Source organism: Lacticaseibacillus daqingensis, from assembly GCF_003946115.1.
GTDB classification, from domain to species: domain Bacteria; phylum Bacillota; class Bacilli; order Lactobacillales; family Lactobacillaceae; genus Lacticaseibacillus; species Lacticaseibacillus daqingensis.
The window spans coordinates 38,880-60,108 of record NZ_RHOH01000009.1 but is presented as its reverse complement, the minus strand read 5'-3'; the positions used below and the strand labels follow the sequence as shown (position 1 = coordinate 60,108).

At 60.5% G+C, this 21,229-nt stretch carries 17 protein-coding genes and 2 pseudogenes; 15 read left to right on the top strand and 4 right to left on the bottom strand.

What is annotated here, in order from left to right; translation table 11 throughout:
* Positions 1-26 precede the first annotated feature (26 nt).
* From EKM88_RS10415 to EKM88_RS10405, 3 genes are all read right to left on the bottom strand, one after another.
* Complete coding sequence (locus EKM88_RS10415; RefSeq protein ID WP_125705933.1) at positions 27-1,814, bottom strand: ABC transporter ATP-binding protein; 1,788 nt, start codon at positions 1,812-1,814, stop codon at positions 27-29.
* Positions 1,807-3,558 (bottom strand): ABC transporter ATP-binding protein, encoded by a 1,752-nt coding sequence (locus tag EKM88_RS10410; protein ID WP_125705931.1) that lies wholly within the window; start codon positions 3,556-3,558, stop codon positions 1,807-1,809. Before EKM88_RS10410 ends, EKM88_RS10415 begins: the two co-directional genes overlap by 8 nt.
* A gap of 221 nt (positions 3,559-3,779) precedes the next feature.
* On the bottom strand, positions 3,780-4,388 hold the full coding sequence (locus EKM88_RS10405) for a YitT family protein (RefSeq protein WP_125705929.1): 609 nt from the start codon (positions 4,386-4,388) through the stop codon (positions 3,780-3,782).
* Positions 4,389-5,125: 737 nt separating this feature from the next.
* Here EKM88_RS10405 and EKM88_RS10400 point away from each other — a divergent pair.
* The 12 genes and pseudogenes from EKM88_RS10400 to EKM88_RS10350 all read left to right on the top strand — a co-directional run bounded on the left by EKM88_RS10400 (position 5,126) and on the right by EKM88_RS10350 (position 17,561).
* Entirely contained in the window at positions 5,126-5,965 is an 840-nt protein-coding gene (locus EKM88_RS10400) for an AraC family transcriptional regulator (protein WP_125705927.1), read from the top strand.
* 93 nt (positions 5,966-6,058) lie between these two features.
* Positions 6,059-7,450: a sulfatase-like hydrolase/transferase gene (locus EKM88_RS10395; protein WP_125705925.1), complete on the top strand. Its 1,392-nt coding sequence runs from the start codon at positions 6,059-6,061 to the stop codon at positions 7,448-7,450.
* Positions 7,450-8,241 carry an endonuclease/exonuclease/phosphatase family protein gene (locus EKM88_RS10390; RefSeq protein ID WP_164512077.1) on the top strand — a complete coding sequence of 264 codons (792 nt, stop codon included), beginning with the start codon at positions 7,450-7,452 and terminating at the stop codon, positions 8,239-8,241. Before EKM88_RS10395 ends, EKM88_RS10390 begins: the two co-directional genes overlap by 1 nt.
* Positions 8,238-9,749: a sulfatase-like hydrolase/transferase gene (locus EKM88_RS10385; RefSeq protein ID WP_125705921.1), complete on the top strand. Its 1,512-nt coding sequence runs from the start codon at positions 8,238-8,240 to the stop codon at positions 9,747-9,749. Before EKM88_RS10390 ends, EKM88_RS10385 begins: the two co-directional genes overlap by 4 nt.
* A gap of 451 nt (positions 9,750-10,200) precedes the next feature.
* Positions 10,201-11,301, top strand: a pseudogene (locus EKM88_RS10380) (SPASM domain-containing protein); the annotation flags it as partial.
* Positions 11,293-11,685: pseudogene (locus EKM88_RS13620) on the top strand (aspartate 4-decarboxylase); the annotation flags it as partial. The pseudogenes EKM88_RS10380 and EKM88_RS13620, both read left to right, overlap by 9 nt.
* Entirely contained in the window at positions 11,663-12,397 is a 735-nt protein-coding gene (locus EKM88_RS10375; protein WP_125705916.1) for a GntR family transcriptional regulator, LSA1692 subfamily, read from the top strand. The pseudogene EKM88_RS13620 and the gene EKM88_RS10375, both read left to right, overlap by 23 nt.
* Before the next feature lie 34 nt (positions 12,398-12,431).
* Positions 12,432-13,745, top strand: a complete 1,314-nt coding sequence (locus EKM88_RS10370) for a Sapep family Mn(2+)-dependent dipeptidase (RefSeq protein WP_125705914.1) — start codon at positions 12,432-12,434, stop codon at positions 13,743-13,745.
* 303 nt (positions 13,746-14,048) lie between these two features.
* Entirely contained in the window at positions 14,049-15,005 is a 957-nt protein-coding gene (locus EKM88_RS10365) for a N(4)-(beta-N-acetylglucosaminyl)-L-asparaginase (RefSeq protein ID WP_125705912.1), read from the top strand.
* 57 nt (positions 15,006-15,062) lie between these two features.
* Positions 15,063-15,593, top strand: a complete 531-nt coding sequence (locus EKM88_RS10360) for a GrdB-related putative oxidoreductase (protein ID WP_125705910.1) — start codon at positions 15,063-15,065, stop codon at positions 15,591-15,593.
* 11 nt (positions 15,594-15,604) lie between these two features.
* The gene (locus EKM88_RS10355) at positions 15,605-16,918 is read left to right on the top strand and encodes a PTS sugar transporter subunit IIC (protein WP_125705908.1); all 1,314 of its coding nucleotides are present in this window, start codon (positions 15,605-15,607) and stop codon (positions 16,916-16,918) included.
* A 346-nt stretch (positions 16,919-17,264) separates the two neighbouring features.
* Positions 17,265-17,561, top strand: a complete 297-nt coding sequence (locus tag EKM88_RS10350; protein ID WP_125705906.1) for a bacteriocin immunity protein — start codon at positions 17,265-17,267, stop codon at positions 17,559-17,561.
* A gap of 209 nt (positions 17,562-17,770) precedes the next feature.
* Here the strand turns inward: EKM88_RS10350 and EKM88_RS10345 are convergent, their stop codons facing one another.
* On the bottom strand, positions 17,771-18,139 hold the full coding sequence (locus tag EKM88_RS10345; protein ID WP_225418471.1) for a bacteriocin immunity protein: 369 nt from the start codon (positions 18,137-18,139) through the stop codon (positions 17,771-17,773).
* Between the two features lie 248 nt (positions 18,140-18,387).
* On the opposite strand from EKM88_RS10345, the gene EKM88_RS10340 reads away from it, so the two are divergent.
* The 3 genes from EKM88_RS10340 to EKM88_RS10330 all read left to right on the top strand — a co-directional run bounded on the left by EKM88_RS10340 (position 18,388) and on the right by EKM88_RS10330 (position 21,158).
* Positions 18,388-19,299: a CPBP family intramembrane glutamic endopeptidase gene (locus EKM88_RS10340; protein ID WP_125705904.1), complete on the top strand. Its 912-nt coding sequence runs from the start codon at positions 18,388-18,390 to the stop codon at positions 19,297-19,299.
* Between the two features lie 150 nt (positions 19,300-19,449).
* Positions 19,450-20,169 (top strand): DUF3658 domain-containing protein, encoded by a 720-nt coding sequence (locus EKM88_RS10335; RefSeq protein WP_125705903.1) that lies wholly within the window; start codon positions 19,450-19,452, stop codon positions 20,167-20,169.
* A complete protein-coding gene (locus tag EKM88_RS10330) occupies positions 20,166-21,158 on the top strand; it encodes an alcohol dehydrogenase catalytic domain-containing protein (RefSeq protein WP_125705901.1) in 993 nt (330 codons plus the stop codon). The genes EKM88_RS10335 and EKM88_RS10330 overlap by 4 nt, the downstream gene beginning before the upstream one ends.
* The last annotated feature ends 71 nt before the right edge of the window (positions 21,159-21,229 follow it).

Genomic DNA, 21,229 nt, shown 5'->3' with positions numbered 1-21,229 from the left:
GCCAAGCAGGGCTGGTTTTTGAGTGGTTACAGCGCTTGCAGCATCCGCAGCTGTGCATCGTATAGCTGGAAGTAGGCACCGTGGGCTGCCATCAGCGCGTCATGCGTGCCGCTTTCGACGATGCGGCCGTGGTCGATGACAAGGATCTTGTCGGCACGGCGAATGGTGGACAGGCGGTGTGCCACGATAAAGCTGGTGCGGCCTTTCAGCAGCTGATCCAGTCCGGCCTGCAGGAGCTGTTCGGTGTGGGTGTCGATGGCGGCGGTGGCCTCATCGAGGATCAGGATGCGCGGGTCGGCCAGCAGGGTGCGGGCAAAGGCGATCAGCTGGCGCTGACCGGCCGACAGCGAGACGCCGCGCTCCTGCACGACGGTGTGGTAGCCGTCCGCGAGGGTTTGGATGAAATCGTCGGCGCGCGCGATTTTGGCGGCCGCGATCACGTCTTCTTCGGTGGCGTCGAGGCGCCCGTAGCGGATGTTGTCGAGGATGGTGCCGGAGAAGATGAAGGTGTCTTGCAGCATCACGCCCATCTGCGCGCGCAGGGAGGCCAGGGTGACGCGGCTGATGTCCACGCCGTCGATGGCCACCACGCCGTCGGTCACGTTGTAAAAGCGCGAGAGCAGGTTGATGATGGTGGACTTACCGGCACCGGTGGGACCGACCAACGCGATGGTTTCGCCGGCGCCGGCGTGGAAGCTGACATCGTGCAGGATCTCGGGCTCATCCGGCGCGTACTTGAAGGACACGTCCTGGAAGGCCACCTCGCCGTGGATCGGTGGCAGGGTGAAGGCGCCAGCCTCATCGGTCACCTCAGGCGCCTCGTCCAGCGTCTCGAAGATGCGCTCGAGGTAGGCGGTCGCGGTGATCAGCGAGTTGTAGAAATTGCCGATGTTGATGACGGGGTTCCAGAAGTTTGTGATGTAGCCGAGAAACGCGATCAGCGTCCCGGTCGACACGACCACGCCGACGTGCTGAATGCCGATGTAGTAGATCAGCGCCGTCGTGAGGGTCGCGATGTTTTGGACCCCCGGCCACAGCGCGTACTGGACCTTGACGGCGCGCATGTAGGCGACGCGGTTTTCCTCAGCCACCGCGTCAAAGGCGTTGATCGCGTTGGCTTCCTGGGCAAACCCCTGGGTGACCTTGATGCCGGCGATGCCTTCGTGAATGAACGCGTTCAGGTTGGACTGCTTGTTGGATAGGGCCTGGAATGCTTTTTGCTGCTGTACTTGGATCACGTAGGTCCAGATGAACAGCACCGGCAGGAGCACAAGGCTGTACAGGGTCAGGCGCCAGTTGATGGCGAGCATGAACACCAGGGTCACCAGCAGGTTGATAAAATCCGAGATCAGGTTGATCAGCCCGTTGGACAGCAGGTCCGACAGGGTGTTGATGTAGTTGACCACGCGGATCAGGATCTTACCGTGCGGGCGCGAGTCAAAGTAGGCAAACGGCAGGGTCTGCAGGTGGGTGAACAGGTCCGTGCGCATGTCGCGCAGCAGGTCCTGGCCGATCTCGGTGATCGTCCAGATGCGGTAGCGGTAGCAGGCCCACGCCACCAGCAGGGTGATCAGGAACACGCTGGACAGCAGGCTCAGCGCCAGCATGTCGTGATGGGGGATGATGGTGTCGATGGCGACCTTGGTCAGGTACGGGCCGAGGATCAAGGCGACGTTGCCCAGCAAAATCGACCCGAGCGCCAGCGCGAGCTTACCGCGGTAAGGCCGCAGGTAGTGGCCAAGGCGCGCATAGTCGTGCCAGTTGAAGGACTGCTTGAGCGTTTCGTCTTCGTTGTAGGTGTTGCGCTTAGCCATTGTCCTCACCGCCTTCCTCATTAGCTCCGAGCTGCCGCTGGTAGGTTTCCGCATAGTAGCCGCCTTGCGCCAGCAGTGTGTCGTGCGTGCCGCGCTCGACGATGCGGCCGTGGCGCAGCACAATGATCTGGTCGGCGTGGCGCAGGCTGGAGATGCGCGAGGCGATGATGAACACCGTTTTGTGCGCGGCAGCCGTTGCGAGGTGCTGCTGGATCTCGGCTTCCGTTTCCATGTCCAAAGCGCTGGTGGTGTCATCGAGGATCAGGATGCGCGGGTCCTTGACCAGCGCCCGGGTCAAAGACAGCCGCTGCTTTTGACCCCCGGACAGGCCGACGCAGCGCTCGCCGACCACGGTGTCGTAGCCGTCCGGCATGGCGGCGATGAACTGGTCGGCCGCCGCGATGCTGGCCATCTGGCGGACGAACGAGCCATCCGCCTGCGGGTTGCCGTAGCGAATGTTGTCGCCGATGGTGTCGGAAAACAGGAACAGGTCCTGCATGACCACAGTGATCTGGTCGCGTAACGTGTGCACCGGCCAGTCCTTGGCGTCGATGCCATCGATCAAGACGCGCCCGGTGGTCGGGTCATAGAAGCGCGCGATCAGATCCATTAAGGTCGACTTGCCGGCGCCGGTTTCGCCCAGCACGCCCATGGTTTGGCCGGGTTCAACGGTGAAGTTGATGTCATCCAGCACCGGCGTGGCCGGCGCGTCCGGATAGGCGAAGCCGACATGGTCAAAGGTGACCGCGCCGTGCATGACATGTGGGGTTGCGACGGCCGGTGTGGTGATGGCGGGCTTCGCTGCCATCATCGCGCGGATCTTGACGGTTGCTGCGGCGAAGCGCTGCATGTCGTTGATCAGCCAGCCGCTCATGCGCATTGGCTGGTTAAGCATCCACAAGAAGCCGTTGAACGTCACGAGGTCACCCAACGACATGCGCCCAGCGATGACAAAGCCGCCGCCGAGCAGCAGCACGATCACCGTCAGAAGCGACGCCAGAAAGTCCAGCGGCGGCAGATAGCGCCGCGAAATCGTAGCCGACGCCATGTTTTGCGCCTTGTAGTCGCGGTTCAGCTTCTCGAATTTTTTGACTTCGTAGGCCTCGCGGGCAAAGGCTTTGACGACGCGGTTGCCGGAGATGTTTTCCTCGACCATCGTGTTCAGGCGCGCGAAGCTCTGGCGAATGTTGAAGAACACCGGCAGGGCCTGGCCGCTCATCTTGAAGGTCAGGTAGCCGATCAAGGGCGTCAGCACCACCAGCGCGATCATCAGCGGCACGTTGATGACGCTCATCACGATCACCGCGGCCAAGAACCACAGCACGCACTCCATCGCGTTGTAGGAGACCCAGCACAGCATGTGGCGGATCGCCTCGGTGTCACCGGTCAGGCGCGCCATGATGTCGCCGGTGCGCGTCGTGTTGAAGAACGTGAAGTCCAGCGACTGGAGTTTTGCGAACAGGTCGTGGCGAATGTCGAACAGTGCGTTTTGGCCCAGCCGTTCGAACAAAATGGTGTAGCAGTAGCGCATGATCGTGCGCGCCAAGGTGACGCCGATCATGATGGCGAGCATCGGCACCAGCCGCTCTGTGTGACCACCTTCGATGACCTGGTCGACGATCATCCCGCCTAACAGTGGCGCCACCACGATGGCGAGGGCGTTCAAAACGATCAGGACCGTGGCCCCGATCAGCTGGAACCGATTGCGCCGAACATAGGGCCAAACCCAAGTGTAAGGATTCATGTTTGCCTCCCAGAAGCCGGGGCGCTCGCGTGGCGGCCCCGGCTTTTTCTCTATCCCCGATTATCCGAGAACCGCTGGGGGAATGAATGGAGAGAACCGACGGAAACCTTGGACTTTTTTGACCATTATTCCTTAAGTTTGGCGATTGAAGCGGGCGGGTGCGGCCGCTTACACTAAGGCGTGAACCCAAACAAAAAACGCCCGCAAGGCAGGCGCTTGATTTAGTGACCGAAGCGTTTTTCCAAGCTCGCCAGGGTCTGCGTGTAGATGATGATGAAGACCAGCCCGAGCAGAAACGAGCGGAGGCCAAAGGTCCAGGCGCCGATGCCGAGAACGGTGAAGTTGATCACGCGCAGGCCAAGCGCCACCGAGACGCGCGGCCAGCGGGCGTTCACCACCAAGGCAAACACATCCAGCCCCGCGGTCGACGCGTGGTGGTCGATGCACAGAAAGTAGCCGGCGCCGACGATCATCCCGGCGATGGGCAGGCTGAGCCAAACCGGTCCGGTGCTGTCGGGCTGCCAGCTCTGCGCGAGGCTGAACCAGCCCATGTAGCTGAAGCTGGACACCAGCGAGTTGACGAAGTTGCGGCGGCCGAGGAATACCAGTGAGGCGCCTAGGCACACGAGCGTGATGGTATTGGTCCAAACCGTGACCGACCACGGACTCATGCGGCCGGCGATCATCGCGCTGGCGGTGACGCCGCCGGAGATGACGTTCAGCCGCACCAGCACCCAGGAGTATGCGAACGCGGTGATGCCGTTGCCGATGATCACACCGATCAGGTCCGTGATGGCCTCACGCGAGCTCAGCGTCGTCGTTTGTTTCATGTGGAACCTTCTTTCCGTGCAGAATACCCGTATTGTAAAGAATATGTAACGGATTGTGAATGGCCATATTAAACTATTTATTAACTCGAAGGCTGGTGTGGTTTTACGTGCTGGGCTCCGGCCCAGCCGGTAACACCTCCAGCTCCGGCGAGCGGCGGCGGAACGCGTGGGGCTCCCCCGAGCCAAAGTCTGGTCTCGGGACCCGCCCTTGCTGTAAGCCGGCAAAGTGCGCCGACTAACAGCAATTTCACGCCTCCGGTCGCGATGCTCCCTACGGTGGCTTGCGGCGTTGCCGGCAAGCACGCTGGCTCGCCGCTCGCCTCCGCTTCCGGTGTCACCGACTGGGCCTCCGCCCTTCGATTTAGAACGGCTCAATTTTGAGCCGAAATGGTTTCATCAACAAGGCATGACGATTGCGGCGCAAATTTATGCTGTGCTTAAAGCGTCTGAATTGGTTCTGATCCGAGTGCTTGAACTTTGAACGTAGAAGGATTTTGCGGTGGGACAAGATCTACGAAGCACGCAGTCGCACAGTTAAATCGCGATTAAATTTCTGATGTCGCCATTTATCTTGGCTATCCAAGTCGCTCACCGTCAGAGGACGGAGGTTCAGCCAGCGGTACTGGAAGCGCCGCTGGCTGGGCCGGAGTCCGGCAGTACAGGTTCGCGCGCTCGTCAAACGCCGTCTCGCTAAGTCCGCGCCGTGTCGCTCTGGGTCTGAAAGGAGGTCCCTGTCCGTGTTTGATCTGAAGAACTTTGCCCCGGAACTGCTGTACGCGTTCACGTTCCATAATGCGCGGCCGGGGACGTATCCGTATCACCAGCACGACTTCATCGAGCTGTCGATCTTGCTGGACGGCAGCTCCGACTACCGGATCAGCGGTCAGTGGCAGCACGTCACGGCCGGCCAGGCGCTGCTGTTCAACCCAGGGGTTTGGCACCAGGAGACTCAGAAGCCGCGGACGCACAGCACGCAACTGCACATCGGCCTGCGCGAGCTAGCCTTGCCGGGGGTGACCCCCGGGGCGCTACCGTTTGCCGACAGCGTGGTGGCGCTGGGGGAACAACAGGCGGCCTTCATGGCGTGCGCGCGGCGGGTGGCGGCGGAGAGTCAGGCGGCCGGGGCCTTTGGGCACGATGTGATGGTGCAGGCGCAGGTGGTCGAGTTGCTGTGCCTGCTGCTTCGGGCGCTACCGGACAACCGGGTCAGCGCCGACCGTGTGATGACTGGGGAACCGGCGGCGACGACAGACCAGCGGGCGCTGGTGGCTGCGGCCACGTACTACCTGGAGGCGCACTACCGTGAGGCGTTGACGCTCACCGCGTTGGCCGCGGAGCTGCACGTGGCACCGGCCCACCTGTCCCGCACGTTCAAGGCGGTCAACGGCGTCAGCCCGATGACGTTTTTGACCCAGCTGCGACTGAAAAAAGCGCATCAGATCCTGCGGGACACGGACTGGCCGGTCAATCAGGTGGCCGGCGCGGTCGGCTATCAGGACCCGTTTTACTTCAGCCGGTTGTTCAAGCAACACTACGGGTCGCCGCCATCCGCGGTGCAAGGCGCGTGGGATAAATAGTATTGCCGGGTATGCCAACTTTTCACAAATAAATGGTTGCGCTTACTTCACACCCAGTTAGACTGAACTTATAACCTCAAAGGAGTGACGCTCTTGAAACGGAATGTGATCTTGATGATTGCCGATGACCAGCGCTTCAACACCATCCACGCGCTGGGCAACCCCGAAATTATTACCCCCAACTTCGACCAACTGGTGGCCCGGGGCACCAGCTTCACGGAAGCCTTCATCCCGGGTGGCTCAAGCGGCGCGGTGTGCATGCCTTCGCGTGCGATGTTGCACACCGGTCGCTATGTGACCAGCTGGGAGGACGATGGCGATACGATCCCAGACGACCAGGCGCTGCTAGGTGAGGAGCTGCAAAAAGGCGGCTACACCAGCATCGGCGTCGGCAAGTGGCACAACGGCACGCGCGCCTTTGCCCGCAGCTTCAACGATGGCGGCAACATTTTCTTCGGCGGCATGTGGGACCACTGGAACGTGCCAGTCAACGACTACGACCCGACTGGCAAGTACGACCACTTCAAGCGCTTCGTCCAGGACCCGTTTTCGTCTAAGCGCATCATCGACCTGCCGGCCGACCGCATCAACATCGGCAAGCACTCCACCGACCTGTTCGCCGACACGATGATCGAAAAGATCCATGAACACGCCGAAGACGATCAGCCGTTCTTTATGTACGGGGCGTTCATGGCACCGCATGATCCGCGGACGATGCCAAGCAAGTACAGCGCGCTGTATGATCCTGACACGATTTCGGTGCCGGACAACTACCTCCCGCAGCACCCGTTCGAGTTTGACATGCGCGCCCAGCGTGACGAGTCGCTGGAGGCGTACCCGCGGCCGATCGCGGCGGTCAAGCGCCACATCGCGGACTACTACGCGATGATCACGCACATCGACGACCGCGTGGGCGACATCGTGGCGGCGCTTGAGGAAACCGGCCAGCTCGACAACACCCTGATCGTTTACGTGGCTGACCACGGGATCTCCCTCGGCCAGCACGGGCTGATGGGCAAGCAGAACCTGTACGACAACTCGATCCGCATTCCGATGATCCTCGCCGGTCCGGACATTCCTGTCAACCACCGCGTGGCGGGCAAGGCGCTGCTTTTGGACATGATGCCGACGATCCTCGACTACGTGGGCTTGCCCAAGCCAGACGGCATGTTTGGCCACAGCCTGCTGCCGCAGATCCACGGCGAAAACGCCGGGCGCGACGCGGTGTACCTGCAGTTCACGGATAAGATTCGCGGGGTGGTGACCCCGGACTACAAACTGATCGAATACCGGACGGTGCAGGGCTCCCATACGCAGCTCTTCGACCGGCACACCGACCCGCTGGAGGAAGTGGACCTGGCCAAGACCGAAGCGGCGCAACCGATCGTGGCCGAGTTGCGCCACCAGCTGCGCGTGATGGCGGCGGCGCAAGGCGACTTGGCGTTTTCACAGGGGCAGGACTTCTGGGCCCGGGAGGAAAAATGATGCGCATTACCACTTACAATGTGCGTTACGACACGCCGAACGATGGCGATTGGCGCTGGCCGGCGCGGCGCGCGGGCGTCTTGGCGAACCTGGCGCGCCTTGCGCCAGACATTTTTACCGTGGAAGAGGCCCTGCCGCACCAGTACGTCGACTTGAACGAGCTACCGGGCTACGCGCACGTTGGCGTGCCGCGCGATGACGGCTTCAGCAAAGGCGAGGCCACGGTGATCTACTACCGCGTGGGGCAGTTCGACCTGCTCGACTCGGGGCACCGGTGGGTTGCCCACACGCCGATCGTGCCAAGCACGTTTCCGGGCACGGGCAACAAGCGAGTCTTCCAGTGGGCGCACCTGCGTCGGCTGAAAGACGACCAAGAGCTGGTCGTGGTGGCCAATCATTTGGATGACTGGATCGCAGCGGCCCGGGTGCTGGGCGTTCAGCAGGTGACCGCCTTCTTGGCGCCCTACCTGGCCGGTGGCGTACCCATCATCTGGTGCGGCGACTTCAACATGCAGCCGGGCGACGTGGCCTATCAGGCGGTTCCGGCGACGCTGCAGGACGCCGCGCTGATCGCGGCGACCAAGGTGGATCCGTTCAACGGCACTTGGCCGGACCAGGAGACGTTTGCGCCGGTGACCACGCAGGCCGTGCAGCGCCTGGATTTCTTCTTTGTCAACGCGGCCGTGCGGGTGCAGCGTTACACCGTGGACACGACGGCCACGGCGGATGGACGCTACGCCTCGGATCATTTTCCGGTCACGCTTGAGGTCGAGTTGGGAGGCCAATCATGAGTAAAACCCCGAATGTGTTATTTATTTTGACGGATCAGCAGCGCAAGGACACGCTGGACGCGTACTTTGACGGGGCGCTGTGCAAGACCCCGAACATCGACGCGCTGGCCCAGCAAGCCACCGTGTTGACCTGTCCGATCTGCACTCCGGCGCGCGCGTCGCTGCAAACTGGGCTGTACCCGATGCACCACGGCATGCTGACGAACTCGTACAACTACGGCAACATGGTGCAGGAGCTACCGGACACACCGGAGCTGTTGTCCCGGCGGCTGAACGCGGCGGGCTACCAAACCGGCTACACCGGCAAGTGGCACCTGGGCAGCGGCATCTACAACGTTCAACACGACGAGTACCTCCAGCACTACATGGGTGACATCCAGTTCGCCGAGTACGCCAAGGGCTTCGATTCCGTGCCGACGCACATCGGCTACACCGGCGACGACTTCCCGGGCCACGGCTTCGGTGGGTTCGGCTACCCTGAGTACTTGGACTGGCTCAAAGCCCAAGGCAAGGAACTCAAAATTGAGCACCGCATCAACGGGTTTTATGAAGGCCACCAGGCGGGGCAGATCACCAGCGGCAAAGACACCAGCATCGACCAGTTCCTGGTCGATCGCACCGAGCACTACCTCAAGCAGTTCGAATCGGCCGGTGAGCCGTGGTACTTCCAGCTGAACTTCTGGGGCCCACACGAACCGTACTTCGTTGCCAGCGAGTTCTTGCACGAATACGACGACGTGAAGCTGCCGCCGTGGCCGAACTTCCAGGACCCGGCCGGCAGTCAAAAACCGCGGGTGCACGACCTCAAGCGCGGCAACATCAGCAGCTGGGATGAGCTTGAGCCGATCATCAAGCACTACTACGCCGAGATCACCTCGATCGACTATCAGATCGGCCGGCTGGTTGCTTGGCTCAAAGCCAACGACATGTACGACAACACGCTGATCATTTTCTCCGCCGATCACGGCGAATCGCTGGGCATTCACGGGGGGCTGTTCGACAAGGCCATCTTCATGTATGACGAAACCACCACGGTGCCGCTGATGCTGAAGCTGCCGCAGCAGCAGGCCCAGACGCGCATCGCGCCGTTCGTCACCAGCGTCGACCTGTACTCGACGATCCTCGACTACGCCGGCGTCGGCAAGGCCGAGCGCGAACGCGACGGCCAATCGTTCCGACCGCTGATCGAGGCGACCCCGATCGATTGGCCGGACACGGTGGTCACCGAGTGCTCCGGCATTGGCAGCGTCCTGTTCTCCCAGCGGATGCTGCGGCGCGGTCAGTTCAAGTACGTGTTCAATTCCGGGGACATCGACGAGCTGTACGACCTGGCCACGGATCCGCACGAAATGGTCAACCAAGTCGATAACGTCGGTTACCAGAACACGCTGCACAGCCTGCGCCTGGCGATGCGCGACTGGATGATCGCCCATCACGACAACTTGATCTATGAATTCAATCACATGCGCTTGCCGTTGAACGAGCGCGAGAGCGGCCGGCAGTTCTAGTTGCTTAATCTCGTGGGCAGCCAGCAACACCTCCAGCTTCGGCGGGTGGCGGCGGAACGCGTGGGGTTCTCTGGAGCCTGCATGCCAGCGCAGCTCGCGCGCTGCTGGAGGAAGCGAAGCGACCGGAAGCACAGGTCTCCAGACCCGCCCTTGTTGTAAGCCGGCAAAGTGCGCCGACTAACAACAATTTCACGCCTCCGGTCGCGGTGCTCCCTACGGTGGCTTGCGGCGTTGCCGGCAAGCGCGCTGGCTCGCCACCCGCCTTCGCTTCCAGTGCCGCTGGCCGCGCGGCCGTCCTCTGGTTGTGAACGCCTCAAACGCATTGGAAATTGGGTTGATCGATTCGTTTCGACTCGAAGCGCAGCCGAACGGAAGCGATAGACTCAAAATTAGATTCAAAAAGGAATCGACAACGATTTAAAATGTTGTCCGATTTCGGAAAGGCCCCATCATGAAAAAAACGGTTAACCTGCTCATCAAACCCGCTTCGGCGCTGTGCAACCTGCGCTGCAAGTACTGCTTTTACGCCAACATCAGTTCCATTCGTGAGGTCCGCTCCTACGGCAAGATGAAGCAAGCCCTGGTCGACGAAATGATCCCGAACATCTACGCCGACCTGAACGATGGTGACGAGCTGTCGATCGCCTTTCAGGGCGGGGAGCCGACGCTGGCGGGGCTGAGCTACTTCGAGCACTTCATCGACGTGATCAACCAGCAGACCAAGCAGGTGACCGTGCACTACGCGATCCAGACCAACGGGACCATCATCAGCAAGCTCTGGGTGCCGCTGTTGCGTGACAATCATTTCCTGGTCGGGCTGTCGATCGACGGCGGCCCGCTCTACCACAACCTGAACCGTGTGGACACGCACCAGCGCGGCACGTTTTGGCGCGTGCTCCAGACCAAGGAGCTGTTCGATGAGGCTGGCATTGACTACAACGTGCTGTGCGTGCTGACCAACGAGCTGGCCAAGCACCCGCAGAAGGTCTACAAGTTCTTTCAGGAACAAAACGTGCCGTTTGTGCAGTTCATCCCGTGCTTGGACGACCTCGATGCGACGAGCAAAAGCGATTTTGCGCTGACCCCCGAACGCTTCGCGAGCTTCTACCAGCAGCTGTTCCCGCTGTGGCTCAACGAGCTCAAGGGCGGCCACTACCGCTCCATCAAGCTCTTTGATGACGTGCTGAACCTGTTTTTGCACGGTCAGGTCAACGCCTGCGGGCTGACAGGCCAGTGCCAGATCCAGTACGTGATCGAGGCCGATGGGTCGGTGTACCCGTGCGACTTCTACGCGCTGGACGAGTACCGCCTCGGCTACATTCAGGAATCGACGCTGCGCGAGCTGTTCAGCCAACCGATCGCCTTTGACTGGCTGAAAAACAAGCAGCCGCTGCCGACGTACTGTGACACCTGCCCGTTCAAAAAAATGTGCTGCGGCGGCTGCAAGCGAATGAAAGACGCGATGTATGTCGCGCCGTCCAACCGCTTTTGCGGCTATCGCACCGTGCTTGAAACGGTGCTGCCGCGCGCGGAGGAGATCATGCAGGTCATGGCGATCTGCCGGGAGCGGGAGCGTCAGCTGTTCAGCGTGCTGGGGCTGCGGCCTCCGCTGGCGGCGCTGGACACGGCCTACTACTGCGACATCGACTTGATGCAGTGGGTGAAGGAACGCTACGGGATCGCGTTTGCCAAGTACTTGGCGAAGCACACCACGCCGACGCAGATCTTGGTGCAGCTGGCGCAGCGCGAGCACCTGATGCTGCTCAAAACCAGTCCGTTCGGCAGCGACACCTGGTCCGTGCGCGTCAGCCTCGCCAATCTGGCCACCGCGCAGTACGCGACGGTGGGCCAGCGCATCATTGCCCTGTTTGACCAAGACTATGCCAGCTGGCATCACCAAGGAGGTGGCCCGGATGGGGACCACAAAATTCGATGAGGTTGCCGCCCAACTTGCGGCGCGCGTGCGCGAGGGGCGCTACGCCACAACGCAAAAGCTGCCGTCAGAGTACGACCTGGCCAAGGAGTTCGGCGTCAGCCGTCTGACCGTGCGCAAGGCGATCGACGCGCTGGTGCAGCGCCAGGTGCTGGTCAAGGACCCAGGCAAGGGCACCTACGTGATGTCCGGCCACGACCCGGCGAAAGTCGAAAGCGGCCGGCTGGGCCTGCAGGGGTTCACCGAGGCGGCCAAGGCGTATGGTCAAACCAGCCGAACCGAGGTGCTGCACTACGGCCCGCTGCCTGACCCGAGCGCCACGGTGCGCGAGAAGCTCGAGCTGGATCGCCGCCTCGACCCGACCGTGGTCAGCCTGACCCGGCGGCGGTTCTGGGGGGATGACCCGATGACGTTGGAACAGATCGTGATCTGCGCCGAGTATGTCCGTGACGCGCTGGCCTCAGACTTTGCCGGCTCGCTGTTCGCGTTGTTGAGCCAACGGGTCGACATCGCGTACTCCCATCAGGAAATCGAGGCGATCCTCGTGGACGCGGAGATGAGCCGGCTGCTCAAGGTGCCGGTGGGGGACCCACTACTGCGCGTCGCGTCGGTGACCTACACCGCGGATGCGAAGCCGATTTTCTACGACACCTCGTACTACCGCGCCGATAAGTACACGTTCAAATCCACGCTGACCCGCTTCGGGCGGGCGTGATGCCGCCGCCGAATGCGGCGAGAAGGGAGTCTCTATGTTAGATTCTGCAACGATTCAAGCCACCATTGCCCAGTCGCGCGACGAATTCGTGCGTGACCTAGCCACGCTGATCGCAGTGCCCAGCGTGCGTGGGGCCAAGGCGCCGCACGCCCCGTTCGGGCAGGAACCGCGGCGGGTATTAGACGTTGCGGTGGCGCTGGCGACCCAGTACGGCTTCAAGGCCAAGGTCGTCAATGACGCCATGGCGTACGCCCAGTGGGGGGATGACGACCAGCACTACATCGGCATCGTCGGGCACCTCGACGTGGTCGCCGCCGGCACGGGCTGGACCAGCGATCCGTTCACCCTGGCGGAGCGCGCCGGGCGCTTTTACGCCCGCGGCATCCTCGATAATAAAGGCCCCGCGTTCGCCTGCCTGTTTGGCATGAAGCTGCTCAAGGACCTGGGCGTGCAACCGCGCCGCACGGTTCGGATGATCTTTGGCTCCGACGAGGAAAGCGGTAGCGGGGACATCCCAATGTATCTCGCGAGTGAGCCGGCGCCGACGTTCGGTTGGACCCCGGACTGCAAGTACCCGGTCGTGTACGGGGAGCGCGGGATCGTCAACTACCGCGTGACCACCTCGCTCCCCGCGGCCGCACTCGCTGAGCTGGGCCCCATTACCGGTGACCAGGCCAAGGACCACGTGCCTGATGACCTGCGCGTGACCGTTGCCAGCCAGCCGCTGCACGTGCACGGCAAGCGCTCGCCAAGTAACGCGCCGGAGCTGGGTGTCAACGCGCTGACCCTGTTATCCCAGCAGATCGTCAGCCACCACCTGGTGCAGGGGCCACTTTTCGACTACTTCCAGTGGCTGGACGCCAGCCTACGCGACAAGCATCATGGGGAGGGCCTGGGCATCGACTTTGCCGATCCCGACAGCGGCACCCTCATCGTCACCCCGTACTTGCTTGAAAAAGTGCCCGGCGGCCTCGCGCTTGAGCTGGCCATGCGCTACCCGGTGACCTTCACCGAGGCGCAGGTCACGGCGGGGCTTGAGGCCCACGTACCGACCGGGTCCACGGTCGACATCGTCCGCAGCATGCCCGGCACCCTGCACGCCAAGGACGACCCGTTCATTCAGGTGCTGTCGGATGTGTACGCGGAGGTGACTGGCTTGGACGGCACCCCGGTGACGACCACCGGCGCCACCTACGCGCGCGAGATGCCTAACATCATTGCCTTTGGCCCGTCCTTCCCCGGTCAAAAAGGCATCGCGCACAAGGAAGACGAATGGATGGACGAGAAAGACCTGATCGCCAACATGACGATCTACATGACGGCCATCGACCGGCTGGTGACGAACTAGGGGCTGAGGGGTCCGTGAAGTAGAGCCCCTGCGTGTCTCAACGATATCTGTTTCAACTGAACGTGTTACAGGTGGCAGTTGCCAATGATCTGGCTGGGCCGAAACCCGAGATTTTCAAACAGGAACTAAGCGAGGGGCTCTGCTAAATACATGTTTTGCCACATTTGAAACGAGCGCCACAACGCAACGCAGGTGCGCCTCGCGACGCTAAGTCACTCGGGGCCAAGACCGCCCCAAGCGCCTTAGCTAGGCGATTCGAACTGCTAAACCCGCGTTGTTCTGCTCTCTGAAAGGACTGATTCAATGACTTGGGGAACGATTGCAACTTGGCGGATGGCGCATGATGGTGTCGTCAAAGCCAGTGACCTTTTAACTGCCGGCGGCCAAGCCGGTGACGCGGTGGAGGCCCTGATCAACGTGGTCGAGGCCTACCCGTACTACAAGAGCGTCGGCTACGGTGGCCTGCCGAACGAGGAAGGCGTCGTTGAAATGGACGCCGCCTTCATGGACGGCGACACGCTGGCGCAAGGGGCCGTGGGCGGCATTCACAATGTGATGCACGCCGTGTCCGTGGCGCGCGCGCTTAGTCACCAGCACTACAACAGCTTCCGCGTCGGGGACGGCGCGACCAAGTTCGCGCAGCTCAACGGCTTTGAAATGACGAACATGCTGACGGACCGCGCCAAGGCCCGCTGGCAAAAACGGTTGGCTGAGCTGGCCACCGAGAATATGACGCCATACGACGGGCACGACACGGTCGGTGCCATCACACTCGACACGACTGGCTCGATGGCCGCCGCCACCTCCACCTCCGGCCTGTTCATGAAAAAGGCCGGCCGCGTGGGCGACTCGCCGCTGTCCGGCTCCGGCTACTACGTGGACAGCGAAATCGGCGGTGCTGCGGCCACCGGTTTGGGCGAGGACATCATGAAGGGCTGCATCTCGTATGAGATCGTTCGGCGCATGGGCGAAGGCGAGACGCCGCAGGAAGCCTGTGACCACGCCGTTTATCCGTTCGTCGCGAAGCTCAAGAAGCGCTACGGCAAGGCCGGAGAGTTTTCGCTGGTGGCGATGAACAACCGCGGCGAGTGGGGCGTGGCGACCAACGTGGAGTTCACCTTCAGCGTCGGCAACGACCAGGCCGCACCGCGCATTCTGATCGCGCACCCGGGCGTGGACGGGCATTCCACGCTGATCGAACCGATCACGCAGGATTGGCTGGACGCGTACGAGAAGCGCATCAAGGCACCAATCGAGTAGGGCCACAATGGGCGCGTGTTGCGCGGCAACACGCCGAATGATAAAGGAGGATTGACCGTGAAAGCAATTATTATTCTAGATCAGATTCAGTCCGGCCTCGGGGGCAAGGAGCGGGCCGATACCCCACTGGGCGGCAAGAAGCTGGCCATGGGGAGTGCGGAAACCATCGATAAGGCGCTGGCTAAGGTCGATGGCAGCATCATGGCCACGTTTTACTGCGGTACGGCGTATTATGCGGACAACCCAACGCTAGTGCAGGACAAGTTTGCCAAAATGGCGACCAAAATGGGCGCCGATGTGGTGATCGCCGGGCCGACTTACGACTACCCGGAATTTTCCCGGATGGCGATGGCGATTGCCGCGCACATCCAAGACACGACCGACATTCCGGTACTGGTGGCCAGCGCCAGTGAGAAAAACGCGGACGCGCTCAGCGAGTTCCAGGACCGCCTGGCCATCGTCAAGATGCCCAAGAAGGGCGGTACCGGTTTGTCCGATGGCATCGCCAACTTGGCCACCGGTTGCCAGATCGTGACCCAAGGCGGCGACCTCGCGACATTCAAATCTGAATTCTGTTACCACAGTTAGGAGGGGTAGCCATGCAAAAGAAGTTCGAACAGATCCTGATGCCTGTGGCCACAAAGCTCGGCAATAACGTGGTCCTGCGCTCCCTGCGTGATGGGTTCCTGATCATCACGCCGTTGATTATCGTCACCTCTATTTTCCTGCTGCTGGCCAACTTCCCGATCCCGGGTTGGGAAAGTTTCTGGACCGGGATTCTGGGTGAAGGCTGGACCAGCTGGTTCAGCGCGGTTTCCAACTCCGTCTTCAGCTTCACCGGGATCTTATCCTGTATGGCGATCGGGTATGCCTACGGGAAAAACCGGGGACTTGAAGCCATTCATTCCGCGGTTGTCGCGCTGATCAGCTTCCTGATCCTGACCCCAACGACCGTTGAAGTCGGCAAGCAAACCACCAGTGCCGTGGGTCTGACCTACGTTGGCCCCAACGGGATTTTCCTCGGGATCTTCATCGCCATCTTCAGCGTTGAAATCTACCGCTTTGCCGTTAAGCGCCACTGGACGATCAAGATGCCCGATGGCGTGCCGCCGGCTGTCAGCCAGTCCTTTGACGCGCTGATCCCGAGCGCGATGGTCATCGTGGCCTTCTTCCTGGTGCGCATCGCCTTCACGCTCAGCCCGTTTGACACCGCGTATAACTTCATCTACTCGATGCTGCAGGCGCCGCTCAAGCACGTCGGCAACTCGCTGCCATCCGTTCTGCTGTACAACTTCCTGGCCAGTCTGCTGTGGTGCTTCGGGATCAACGGACCGACCATCACCAACTCTGTGTGGTCGCCGATCTTCTTCGTCCTCACCCAGGACAACCTGAAAGCGTTCCAGAACCACCTGCCATTGCCACACATTTACACCCAGCCATTCATTGATATCTTTACCACTTACGGTGGCGGTGGGAGCACGCTGTCGCTTTTGATCGTCATGTTCGCTATCTGCAAGTCCAAGCGCATTCGTGAGCTGGGCAAACTGGCGATTTTGCCAGGCATCTTCGGCATCAACGAACCGATCATCTTCGGGCTGCCGGTCGTGCTGAACCCGATCATCGCCATTCCGTTCATCGTGGTGCCGGTGCTGAACACCCTGATCTCTGGGATCGTCTTCACCATCGGATGGGTGCCGTACACCAACGGCGTGCTGCTGCCATGGACCACACCACCGATCATCTCCGGCTGGCTCGCCACTGGGAGCTGGACCGGTTCAGTCCTGCAGCTGTTCGAAATCGTCTTGGGGATCATCATCTACTATCCGTTCGTCAAAATGCTGGATAAGCAGTATTTAGGGGACGAACAAGCCGCAGCCGAGGCTGACCTTGAGATCGACTTTAGTGAAGTCTGAGGGGTTGGCTTAGGGACTAGAAACAATTGAGTGCGCAAAAAAACAGGGACGCCACCGCAGTATGCGGGGTGTCCCTGTTTTTTTGCTGTTAGTGTGATGCACGCTTGGGTAACGCAGACGGGTCAGTTAGCGGGCCCTTGACGAGGTTGGGATAAATGCAGGCTCAGGTTGGAATTCTGAATGATCCCGGACTAGGTTAGCTTTTTCCAAGCTGAGCCAACCGCTTTATCATCCCAATCTCGGCGTTGGCCTGATTGCCACGCACTTCACGTGTGACACATTGAAATCGTGACTGTTGGGAACTAAGATTGCATTGAACAACTATCATATGACAGGGGGAAAGACCATGACAACGTTAAAATGGTTCGCGGGTGGCACGGATAGAGCGGCACAAGCGATAAAAATTATTGATGACTTGCGCCATGAGCTGAACGGTGCCCCTGAGAATACCATGGGTCAGAATATGCTACTAAAGTATCGGCGTGAGCTGGTGGCGAAGGAATCCAGCGTTCCGTTCATCTTGAGCCGGATGAATCTAGAAGTTTCGAACGCGATGATAAAAAGCGGTCTGACTTTATCCGCGGATCAATCGCGCAAATTGAAGCAACTCATGGCCTTGGCAAATATTAGGTATGGTTACTGACTGCAGATAAACTCGTTCGGTATTGGTGGTGAGGTTGTTCAATAGACCGATCCAGTTATCGGTTACGGGCATGACCACGATCAACCATGTTAGGCCTTTTTAGCGAACACCCTGTAAACGAGACGAACGCCTCAATACCCAATTTTGAGTGTTGAGGCGTTCGCAATATGACGAGCTAGGGCTGGCACGGTTGCCAGCGACAATTATGCTTAGAATTGATTCTTATCGCCGTACCAGGCGCGATACGATCCGTTTAAACCAGCGCGTTGACCAGCCTGACTCAGCTGTGTAACCAGTGCGTCTTGTTGGTCAGTAAATGTGATTTTTTCAGTATAGCCGATGAAATGGATATAGTTGGCGAGTTTGTTTGCGACAACGATCGGGTCTCTTTGAGGCAGGTGGCGATAGGAACGCAACAGCACGTCACGAATTTCGGCTGTCTCCTCGTGATCCTGCTCGGCCAAACTGTTGTATAGATTGTGAATTAAGCTGGGGACATCATGTTGTTGTGCGAGATTTGGCAAGGTTTCATCACCTTTCAGCTGGCTCGAATGGAGGATCCCCTGGAAAAAGATCAACTAGAAGACCACATTTGGAGGATAGCTCTTTTGATCAGGCAAGTCAAAAATAGAAAATACGGGCGTATAATGAAGGCACGAAACAGGCGAAAAGAGGGTAGCTGTGGGCATTCAAACCTTGGCGCAGAAGTTGGTGCATGCGCTCGGGCAACTGGCGCGGGATGAGGATAGTCCAGCTTGTTTGGGCAACTTGTCAGTCAAATTAGGGATGGCAACCGGCTGACCCCGGGGGTTTATTTGGAGGAAGTATGAACAAAGTCAAAATCATCCAACATCGCCTTGGTGAGGGCGCACTTGTCTTCCTTATTGCGATTGGTTGGGCTGCCTTATCCGGAATCGGGGATATTGTTTTAGGCGTATTTCAGGTCAACGTCCGCTCCCTGCCGCTGAATTTTTATCTGCTGTCAATGTTGTATTGTGAAGGGATCGCAGTCTTGGCCATGTTGGTGAGGTATCGTCAGCGACCACTGTTGTTGGGGACTTCAAACAGTGACATAAACATAGACCGCGACTATCTCTGGGGCCTGTTGCTGGGGGGCATCGTGTTCACTGTGATCTGGGCTTTGATCCTCATTCAAGGTGGCTACGCTCTCAGCGTGGTATTTAAGGCAAGCCACTTGTGGTTGATCGTCCTCTATCTGTTTGGATTCATGATTCAGTCGTTATTCGAGGAACTGGTTTGTCGCGGCTATGTCATGGGGTATTGGCTCGAACAGGGGCACGTTTTGACAGCAGTCTTGCTCAACGCGCTACTCTTTATGGGCCTGCACCTTGGCAATCCTGGCTTCAATAAACAGGCAGCCTTAGGGATCTTCTTATTCGGGATCTTAATGTCGTTGGTCCGATTGGCTTGTGGGTCGATTTGGATGGGTGCGGGGTTTCATGCGATTTGGAACTTTTTTGAGGGGATCGTCTTTGGCACCGCGGTTTCTGGGCTGCCAAATATTGGGTTGATCGTTAAGTCGTCCGCCACTGCGAATAATCCGTTGGCTTCTGGCGGTGTATTTGGCTTGGAAAGTAGCACCACTTCGATTGTTGTGCACTTGATCGCCATTGCGGCAGTATTATTCATAATTCAAAATAGTGGTCCCAAGGGCAGCTTTAGTAAACGATTGTCGCTGAACGGCAAGGGCACGAATGTTGAAGCCCGAGATGATTGATCACGCAAACGGGAAGACTGACCGTGAGCTAATTTGCGGGCGAGGTGTGCTGAAACAGTCAAAATGGGGATCGTCGCGTGGTGTGCACGTTCCGATCCCCATTATTAATTGCGTGAGCGTATACTGAAGGCACCAAAAGGGGGCGAAAAAATGGAACTCGTGTTCAACCAAACCTTGGTCCGAACACTAGCGCACGCGCTGGGGCAACCGGTGCTGACACTGGCGCTGGAGGCGCAGTTCGGTGCGCTGACGCGCTGGGATGACCGAACGGATCCGTTTTGGGCGCGCAAGGCGCAGTATGCGCGCCCGCGCGTCACTGCCACTCAGTGCTGGGCGGGCTTTCAGCGGCAGCGGGTTGCGTTTCAGGCGGCCGTTGCAAGCGGGGTGCCACTGCGGCTGTGGTGGAGCGACACGGCGGAGGACCAGTTGGGCCAGCTGTGGGTGTTCGAGCAGTTGGCCGCGGCGCCCAATCCGCTGACCGCGGTGCACGTCCCACTGGTTGCCGCCCATGGCGACGGGGCGGCCGCAACGCTGACGACCATGGCCGCACCACGGGAGTTGGATGAAGCGGCGTTGCGTCATCTGACGGTCACGGCCACGCCGCAGCCAATGGCGTTGCGGCAGGCGTTGCGGCAGGCGTTGCACTGGCAGTGGCAACAACTGCAGGATGAGGCGGCGCCGGTGCGGATCGCGCTGGAGGGGCAGCTGATCGGTGTGGCGGAAGACTTCTTTGACCGGTTTCTGGCGCCGCACCGGCCGAACGAATCAGCCACGGCCGTGCTCGGGCGAACGATGGGCCAGACGCAGCTCAATGTGCCGGAGTGGTGGTGGCGCTATCGGCTGGTGCAGACAGGAAGGGCAGCAGAATGAAAGCAATCGTTTTTGATCAATTCGGGGCGCCTGCGGTTTTGCACGCAGTCGAACTGCCTGCGCCCACGCTGACGCCCACCACGGCGATCGTGCGGGTCGAGGCCGTGGCAGTGAACCACGTGGACACCTTCATTCGCAGCGGCGCCTTTCAGACCGCGCTGGCAACGCCGCATGTGGTGGGGCGGGATCTGGTCGGCGTGGTGACTGCGGTGGGGCGTGATGTCACCACCGTGCACGTGGGCCAGCGAGTGTGGACGAACTCGGCGGGCTACGAAGGCCGGCCGGGCGCCACGAGTGAGCTGGTGGCCGTGGCGGCGGACCGGTTGTACCCCGCACCTGATCGGGTCGCAGCGCCGGTGCTGGTGGCGGCGCTGCACCCAGGGGCGCCGGCCGCGATCGTGCTCAGCGCGGTGATGCAGGCCAAGCCGGGTCAGCGCTTGCTGGTGGAAGGGGCCGCGGGCCACGTCGGGCGCGCCTTCGTGACGCTGGCGCACCACCTTGGGCTGACGGTGGCCACGACCAGCGCGGCGGCAGACCGGGCGCAGCTTGCGGCCCTTGGCAGCACGCAGTGGCAGGACTATCATGACCCGCTGCCGGCGGCGTGGCGTGACACGTTTGACCATGTCGTGGACACTTCGGGGCGCGTGGCGCTGCAGGCCAACTTAGATGCGCTGCGGCTCGGCGGTGCGGTGACGCTGATCACCGCGCCGGCGGATGACCGGTTCACGTTCGGCGTGCGCGCGTTTTACATGGCGCAAAAGCGGCTCAACGGCTTTGTCATCAGCCACGCCACGGCCGCCCAGTTGGCCGCCGCGGCAACGGTGCTCAACGGCGCCTTTGCGCGCGGTCAGCTGCTCGATGCGCCGCTGTTGGTACGGCCGTTCGAAGACGCCGCGTGGGCGCACGCCACCTTGGCGGCTGGCACCCACCACCTTGGCGGCTGGCACCCACCACCGTGCGCGCATCGTGCTGGTCCCCAACCAAGTTGATTGAGCGCACTGCCAAAAATCCGCCGTGCAGGCAACTGATCGTTGCTTGCACGACGGATTTTTTTGGCAGG

Excerpts from the sequence above, each read along its gene's own strand:
- EKM88_RS10355 (WP_125705908.1), top strand. The coding sequence starts at position 15,605 with ATGCAAAAGAAGTTCGAACAGATCCTGATGCCTGTGGCCACAAAGCTC.
- EKM88_RS10335 (WP_125705903.1), top strand. The coding sequence starts at position 19,450 with ATGGAACTCGTGTTCAACCAAACCTTGGTCCGAACACTAGCGCACGCG.
- EKM88_RS10365 (WP_125705912.1), top strand. The coding sequence starts at position 14,049 with ATGACTTGGGGAACGATTGCAACTTGGCGGATGGCGCATGATGGTGTC.
- EKM88_RS10390 (WP_164512077.1), top strand. The coding sequence starts at position 7,450 with ATGCGCATTACCACTTACAATGTGCGTTACGACACGCCGAACGATGGC.
- EKM88_RS10410 (WP_125705931.1), bottom strand. The coding sequence starts at position 3,558 with ATGAATCCTTACACTTGGGTTTGGCCCTATGTTCGGCGCAATCGGTTC.
- EKM88_RS10370 (WP_125705914.1), top strand. The coding sequence starts at position 12,432 with ATGTTAGATTCTGCAACGATTCAAGCCACCATTGCCCAGTCGCGCGAC.
- EKM88_RS10375 (WP_125705916.1), top strand. The coding sequence starts at position 11,663 with ATGGGGACCACAAAATTCGATGAGGTTGCCGCCCAACTTGCGGCGCGC.
- EKM88_RS10350 (WP_125705906.1), top strand. The coding sequence starts at position 17,265 with ATGACAACGTTAAAATGGTTCGCGGGTGGCACGGATAGAGCGGCACAA.
- EKM88_RS10415 (WP_125705933.1), bottom strand. The coding sequence starts at position 1,814 with ATGGCTAAGCGCAACACCTACAACGAAGACGAAACGCTCAAGCAGTCC.
- EKM88_RS10405 (WP_125705929.1), bottom strand. The coding sequence starts at position 4,388 with ATGAAACAAACGACGACGCTGAGCTCGCGTGAGGCCATCACGGACCTG.
- EKM88_RS10330 (WP_125705901.1), top strand. The coding sequence starts at position 20,166 with ATGAAAGCAATCGTTTTTGATCAATTCGGGGCGCCTGCGGTTTTGCAC.
- EKM88_RS10385 (WP_125705921.1), top strand. The coding sequence starts at position 8,238 with ATGAGTAAAACCCCGAATGTGTTATTTATTTTGACGGATCAGCAGCGC.
- EKM88_RS10340 (WP_125705904.1), top strand. The coding sequence starts at position 18,388 with ATGAACAAAGTCAAAATCATCCAACATCGCCTTGGTGAGGGCGCACTT.